Source organism: Pseudoalteromonas sp. Z1A6, from assembly GCF_011378745.1.
GTDB lineage: Bacteria > Pseudomonadota > Gammaproteobacteria > Enterobacterales > Alteromonadaceae > Pseudoalteromonas > Pseudoalteromonas arctica.
Map to the genome: position 1 here is coordinate 20,173 of NZ_WTKW01000013.1, position 7,502 is coordinate 27,674.

3 protein-coding genes are annotated in these 7,502 nt (G+C 37.2%); 1 reads left to right on the top strand and 2 read right to left on the bottom strand.

Annotated elements, in window-relative coordinates:
• Positions 1 to 351: 351 nt before the first annotated feature.
• Together GQR46_RS01685 and GQR46_RS01690 are read right to left on the bottom strand one after the other, a co-directional pair.
• Positions 352 to 1,875 (bottom strand): sensor domain-containing diguanylate cyclase, encoded by a 1,524-nt coding sequence (locus tag GQR46_RS01685; protein ID WP_165727926.1) that lies wholly within the window; start codon positions 1,873 to 1,875, stop codon positions 352 to 354.
• Positions 1,876 to 2,334: 459 nt separating this feature from the next.
• On the bottom strand, positions 2,335 to 6,357 hold the full coding sequence (locus GQR46_RS01690; RefSeq protein ID WP_007583633.1) for a rhombosortase-dependent M36 family metallopeptidase: 4,023 nt from the start codon (positions 6,355 to 6,357) through the stop codon (positions 2,335 to 2,337).
• A 149-nt stretch (positions 6,358 to 6,506) separates the two neighbouring features.
• Between GQR46_RS01690 and GQR46_RS01695 the strand changes: the two genes are divergently transcribed.
• Positions 6,507 to 7,031, top strand: a complete 525-nt coding sequence (locus GQR46_RS01695) for a hypothetical protein (RefSeq protein ID WP_024592711.1) — start codon at positions 6,507 to 6,509, stop codon at positions 7,029 to 7,031.
• Positions 7,032 to 7,502: the final 471 nt, after the last annotated feature.

Sequence of the window (7,502 nt, forward strand, 5' to 3'; positions counted from 1 at the left end):
GTCATAGCTTGGTTTACTTTGTATTTTATGAATTACCAAGCCTTGTTGCTGCGTTAGTTTTACTAATGAAAATGCATTTTTGTGTTTTATTAGTCGTGATTTTTCAACATATAACGGGTTTTAAAAAGTTAGTTTGGTAGTAAAACTGCTTTGGCATTAGCGTATTTACCAAATTTTTTGATTGATGACTTAGCGCTTACAAAAATAACTGTAAAGGGGGTTAACAGTCACTATAGCAAAGGCATAGTAATGATTTACAAGCCATCAAAAGCAGATGGCTGGCTTAATAAACTCTCTGTAAAGTATTTATCAATTTAAAGTAATACAGTGTATTACTTAACTAAGCTGCGCTTAGCTAATATCGGCCACTACGCATCGGTTACGACCATGCTCTTTAGCATGGTATAGCGCCTTATCGGCACATTTATATACTTGGGCAATATCAGTACTATGCTCAGGCCAGGTCGCAATACCTATAGAAATAGTGATTTTTCCTATGGTGTTTATTTCTGTCGATTCTACTGTTTTACGTAAACGCTCTGCTATTTTATAGGCACTTTGGCTGTTTTCATTTGGTAGTACAAGAACAAATTCTTCACCGCCGATTCTTGATACTATGTCGTCTCTTCTTGATAGTTTTTTAATTATATTTGTTAGCGAAACTAAAGTTTCGTCGCCTTTATCATGTCCAAAAGTATCGTTAACACGTTTAAAAAAGTCGATATCAATTTCTAATATAGCGAATGGGGTTTGCTTTAGCATAAGCTGGTTAAGTAGGCCGTTTAAGCTTCTTCTGTTATGCGTATCTGTTAAGGGATCTGTTTGTGAGTCATGGCGTAGCACACCTATTTGTGCTTGTAATAAAGTAACCTCTCTTAACATCGCTAACTTCAGTTCTTGACTTTCAAAATACCACGACTTCACGCTTTTAAGTTTTTCTAAGCTTTTTGGATCATCGAGTGTATTTGCGTTATCGGCTAATCGCTTTAGCGGCCTTGCTATAAAGTGTGCGAATAAACCAATAAAAATAAATGTGACTAATGCCATAGGTATTGTTTGTTTAATGACTTCAATAGTTAATGTATCTAGCGAAGAGAGCGTTGATTCTAATGGTCTTTGCGCCACTATTCCCCATTTAGATAAAGTAATGGGTGCGTAGCCTGCGAGCATCGGCTTATTTAAGCTATTAATAACCGTTGAAGTGCCTATTTCGCCATCTATAACAGCGTCAATCACAGCATTGTTAGCAATAACGTTGCCGATTCTGGCAGGTTCTGGGTGATATAAAATGCGCTTATTTGAGCTAACAACATAAAGGTACGAACCACCTTTGTAGTAATGTTGTTCTAAAAGCTCATTTAAAATATTTTTCTCTTTTAAATAAAGAGAGCCCCCAATATAACCTAAATACTTACCTTCAGAATCAAATAGCGGGTGCGAAATAAAAACAATTAAATTATCAGCTGCCGATAAATAAGGCTCACTAATTAATGGGCGTTTTTCTTTTAGTGCTTCTATTGCTCCTGGAGACTGTATTTGTTGGCCTATTAAACTTTCAAAGTGAGGCGACGTCGCTGCAACTACACCATGTAAATTAATCACAACAGAGTTAAAGCTATCCGTTTGATGATTTAAACGAATGGCTTCATCGTTTAATAATTTGGAGTTATTTGGTGATTGCTCAATAATTTTAGCTGAGTATTCAAGCTGCTGAAGCGCAGACTTTAAAAAGTTATCAGTTGCGGAGGCTAATTTTTGTGCATAGGCTAAATTACTTTTTAGCGTATATGATGTTAACTGCTCTTTTTGAACCTGATAGGTAGAATAAAAACTCCCTACCAATGTGCTCAGTGCTGCAGAGAATGCGAGTAGCAATATAAGAAATCTTAAATTTAAAGCGGGTAGTAATTTATATAGCAAAGCTGCATTCCAAAGCACTCAAATTCAGCGCGTATTATACGAAGTTAGGTATTATACCCGTTTAAGTGTTTTTAATTAAGTTGGTTTGTTCAATTTAGCGACTATGCGTTAGGGTATGGCGTGATAAATAATATATTCCAGTATTGCCATTTTTTATCCTTTAATCAGTAAAACTCTAGCCAACTAAGTGAACGCACCGAGGTTGTTTATTAAGCTTTAAGATATAAGTTGTTGATGTCGTATAAAAAGGCAATATGACTAATAGATAAGTCAAAGTGTATGGCCATGAAAAAGTTAATATGAGGTCAGGACTAAAAACATCACACTAAGTTTATAAAAAAGGCCAGAAGCAAAAGCTACTGGCCTTTCATTAAAGCCGTCATGTGTTTAGAGACGACGGGATGTTATTTAAACTTATTTACTAACGTTTTTACGACGTCTATTAAACCATACTAATGGAGTAAGTAATAAAGCTATAAAGCCAAAACTACCACCACCGCTAGATTTTGCTTCTGTTACAGGCACTGTTGCTACCGCTTCATTTTTTACCATTACAGTACTTTGTTGAGTCACAGTTGTTACACCATCACTTACGGCAACTTCAAAAACAAGCTCTTCATCTGCAGTAATAGCTGCAGGTGTGAAGCTCAAAGTTGCTGTATCAGTACCAGTGAGCGTAGCATCACTACCGCTAACCTGAGTCCAAGCATAAGTTAGTGTTTGACCATTGCGATCTGACGCTGTTGCTGTAATTGTTCCTGTAGCAGATTCAGTAATTTCCGCTGATGCGCTTTCGACTAAAACAAGTGGAGCTGCGTTATCACATGCTAGTGAATCACCCGCTACAAGTTCTGAAAATACAGGAGATAAAACGTTAGACATAGTTAGGTTATCAATCCACCAACCTAAATCACTTACTGCGCCATCTGATGAAATTCTAAAGCGTACTTTTACTAAGTTGCCGTTTAGAGCATCACCAAAGTTGATAGTTTCATAATTACCATACGCGCCACTATCTTGTACGTTATTACCTGTGTATGTTTCACGTTCTTGAAGCTCTTGAGAATCGTTTTCGATTAGAACAGCGTCATAGCCAACATCAAATGTGCCGCCAATTTCAGTAGCATCAACCCAGTCACCACCATTAACACTAACTTCTACAACACCACCATCCCAGTTTTCCTCGATACTATAGAAATGCCAGAATGAAATTTCAAAGTCGCCAGAGTAACCGACTTCGAATGACTTACTCTCTACTGCTACATCCGATTGGAAGCCATTATTTACAAGGCGCATTGCTTGTGTGCCTAGGCCAAAGCCACCTTGTTCAAAGAATGCAATATTACTACTATTATCCATTACTTGAGTGCCAGCAGCTAAATCACCACCAAACATTACGTTTTCTTTTAAATCTAATAGTGATGAACTTGCTACTTCCATATCATCAGAAACTACAGCTCCAACAGGCGTTTCTGACTTAAAGCCCATATTTACTTCAAACGTAAGTGTTTGATCAAGCGCTTCAACGATATCATCGTCTGTTTCAATTTCAGGGAATGTGACTTCAATTTCTAGTGTTTCAGCTGTACCCGCTTCGTTCAAAGTAACTTTAATATCGTTACTTGTTATTGCTTCGTACGGTTGAACTTCACCAAAAGTAAGTAGGCCATCATTTTCAAATGTTACATCATGATCGCTTATAACTGTCAGTTGTGCTGTTGTACCACTAAGTACTTCACTACCACGGTTAGTAATTGTTACGCTAACCGTACTCGTTTCGCCTTTATCTAAAATATTGTCGTTAGTACAAAAACCAAGCTCTGTACCATTGTACATGTTGTTTAAGTCAGCACTTGCAAAAGCATAGCTAGAAAGCTGTGTTTTATCTGATTCAACTACACCAGTAAGGTCTTCACTGAAACGATCTGGCGATACTGCGCCAAGACCCATACCACGTTTAGCAAATGCGCCTACCATTAACTTGTAATCAGCAGGGTCTACTGCATAGGCAGCAGCTAAAATAGCATCACGTGCTTCAGTGTAGGTTGGTGCTATAGGTGTTAATTTGTAACCTGCAACTAAGTAATCTGCCATTCGAGTTTGTGCTTCATTAAAGCCATGCTCGTTAATAAGCGTTACGTAGTTTTCCCATAATACAGTTGCCCAAATTTCGCCGGCAGCATGAGGAGAAGCCACGCTTGTTGGTGAAATACCAATATCAGCACCAGCATTTTCAGTAATATGTCGGAACGATAATGCATTTACATCTGTATCAGTTGAATAAGGAAGACGACGAATACCGAAGTAGAAGTCTTCTACAAATGTGCCGCTACCATATGCTTTTTGGAACTTATCGTTACCTGTGATATTTATATCGCTTTCTTTAGCGATAAACATTAATGAGTGGAAATCGCCCCAGCCTTCGCCCATTGCGCGGCCTTGGAAGTTAATAAGGCCTGATGAATTACCGACTAAGCGGTTACTAATGTAGTGACCCCATTCATGAGCAATAATACCATTATCAAACGTACCATCTTTTAATGTTGCTTTGGTAAACATGTTTACAGTAACAACTTCACGAGCATCAATTAGGTCATACATTGCATGACCATCAGCGTAATTTAAACCCATATTTGGAATAGTTACAGTATCGTCTTCACCGCCCATTGGTGCCGGTTCTGCTGTATCTGGGTCATTATTAACAACGATAGTTGCTATTGCACCCGCATCTTGTGCATTTTTTACTTTAATTGTAAATGAGCATGAGCCACGGTCTACAATTGCAATTTTACCCGCTAGTTCAGCTGCATTTATAGCAGGCTCACAACCATCATTCACACTTGTTGAATCTACTGTATTTCCATCATCTAAACGAACAACTTCTGCAGCCACATCACTGAATTGGTATTTACCAAAGCCAGATTCTTTTGTTGAAGCTAAAAGGCCTAAAGAGTCATGTGAAGTTACTGTAATACCAAAATCTACACCAACAACGGCATCTTTACTGTTGTACAAGTACATTTGCATACGTGGGCTAGCACCATCAGCTGGCGTAGACATATTTGCGTTATTACGACCTGAGTTATCTTGAGCCTGTGCTTCAATCGGGTCACCTTCTACGCCGCCACGACCAAAGTTAGATACTTGAGCTACATTTGACGTTTCATCAAAACCATGATCATAGAAAAAATCATGTAAAAAGTTATTCATATAAAACAAGTTAACAATAGCCGCTTTACGGTTTGCGTAGCTATTTGCAACTTCATCTACTTTATAAGGGTAGTCAAATGTGAAGTCTGCTGTTGTTTCAGCAGTAAAGTCACCTTCACTAAAGTCTTGAGGTGCAACCACATCTGCGTAAGCAAATACGTTATTACCTGATGTTGTCGTTGCATCATCAGCTAACCATGGGTCCATTGTGCTTAGTTTACTGTAGTAAGATAGAGATACCATTGGCGCGTCTAAAATCTCAGTCTCGTCTACTTGCCCTGGGCCATCTGCAGGAATTACGTCACCGTGCGGGCTTTCCATTGGGTAGCCATCTTGGTTAGCGTAAACACGGTAATTAAAGTCAGCTGCATGAGATTTCAAATCTTTCGCAAAATATACTTTGCTGTTATTCGAATCTACTACATAACTAAAGTAGTCACTTTCTAAAGAGCCAACTTCTGCTACTTCTACTTCAATGTAGTAAGCAGATTTAAGCTCGCCTGCAACTTCAAAAAATACTTCTTTTGCACGTGGTGTACCTAAAACAATCTTAGAGTCATCTAATGATTTAGCCTCATACTTTGCATATCCACCCTCGTTACCAATTTTACGAAGTGAGACATCAATATTTGCTAATTCACTAAATGCTTTTTTTATACTTTGCTCAGAGCTTACAAAACCCGTTAATGCAGCAAGTTTATTTTTAGATGACGACGTATCAGCAAAATAACCCGAGCTTGCTACTAGGTTGTACTCTTTATCCATTAACAAGTTGTATTCGCGGTTAAAAACTTCAACACCGTTTACTTGTTGCTTGTATTTTGCACTAATAGAACCGCGTTTTTGCTCTGATAAATCAACCATAACAGCAGAAGATGCTGTTGTTTTACGATTACTAATACCTGTTAAAGTTTCAATATAAAAGTCAGCAGCATATTGATTACGGTTATCAGCTGCGATTAAAGCCATGTCAGGCTTACGCTGACCTATTGCTTGCCATAAAAATGTTGCTTTACCCATTTGTGCATCGTAAATAGATTTTTGACCCGATACAGTGGCGCGTTCGGCTAAGGTTCTCTGCTGAACAGCAGCTAAAGAAGTACCCTGAGTAACTGCATTTGTAGCACTTACATCATAAAATCGGGTTTGTTCAGCGGCCGTTAGCTCACCTGCTGCTAATGTTGATGCTACAACTATGGCAATAGTTGTTAATTTAAATTGAGACATGTATCCACCTGTTTGTATTTATTATATTAAAGCACTTAATGTTTTTTAATTGATTATTTTATGTAAACACATAGTTAAGTTGTTAATATACATACTTGAATGAAGCTGAATAGCTTTAAATTTAGAGAAAAGTAAACAAAGGTAAACGAATGCAAAAAATAATTTTTATAAGTTCAGTGCCAATAATTGCAGCTTTATTACTATCTGCATGTAATAACAGTGAAAAAACAGAGGTTAACAACTCTCAGGCGCTACCTAAAACAGCAGAAATCATTATAAAAGAACCATCTAAGAACCAGAAAACTGACACTATTTTTCCTAAAAAAGAAAGTAGTCAAGGTATTATGAAAAAAGCATCTAAAAGCATAAATTCATCGGGTGATAAGCTTATTTTTAACTCTGAGCAGTTATTTAAAGGCGACGTTATTTATAATCAGAACTTAAAGCAAAAAGGTGTAGTAACAGGTACTCTTACCATTACATTAAATACCGATTCTTTGCCTGATGAGTTAAAAAATAATTATGAGTTAGTTAAATCGACAGCTCACAATTACACATTACTTGTTGAAAAGGATGTTGATATTGCAGGATTATCTAAAGATCTAAACAATTATAGCTCAGTGAGCAATGTAGAAGTTGCAATTGATTACTCTCCTATCGAAACACACTTTTAATCAGCAACAATGCACTTACCACTACCATACTTATTAACATGGTAAAGTACTTTGTCAGCACATTTGTAAACTTGGTCTATTTCGTTACTACGCTCAGACCAAGTTGCAATGCCAATAGGAATTATTATAAATCCAATAGTTTACGTATTTATAGACTCAACGGTTTGACGTGATCGCTCCGCTATTTTGCGCACTTTGCTGTTCTTATTAGGTAAAAAAATACAAATTCTTCTCTACCTAAATGCGCCACAATATTGTCTTTTCAAGATGATTTTTAGTTGAATAGGCAGGTTATTGCATTGCTGATTCTAAAGAGTATAAGTTGTTGATGCTAGTTTATTAGCGCAGGCATAGTTATTTTTAGTGTAAGTTTTTAACTGCTCCTTTTGTGCTTGGTAGGTAGAATAAAAGCGACTTACTAAAGTACTAATAAAGGCTGTAATCGTTAAATGAAAAATAAGAAATCGAAGA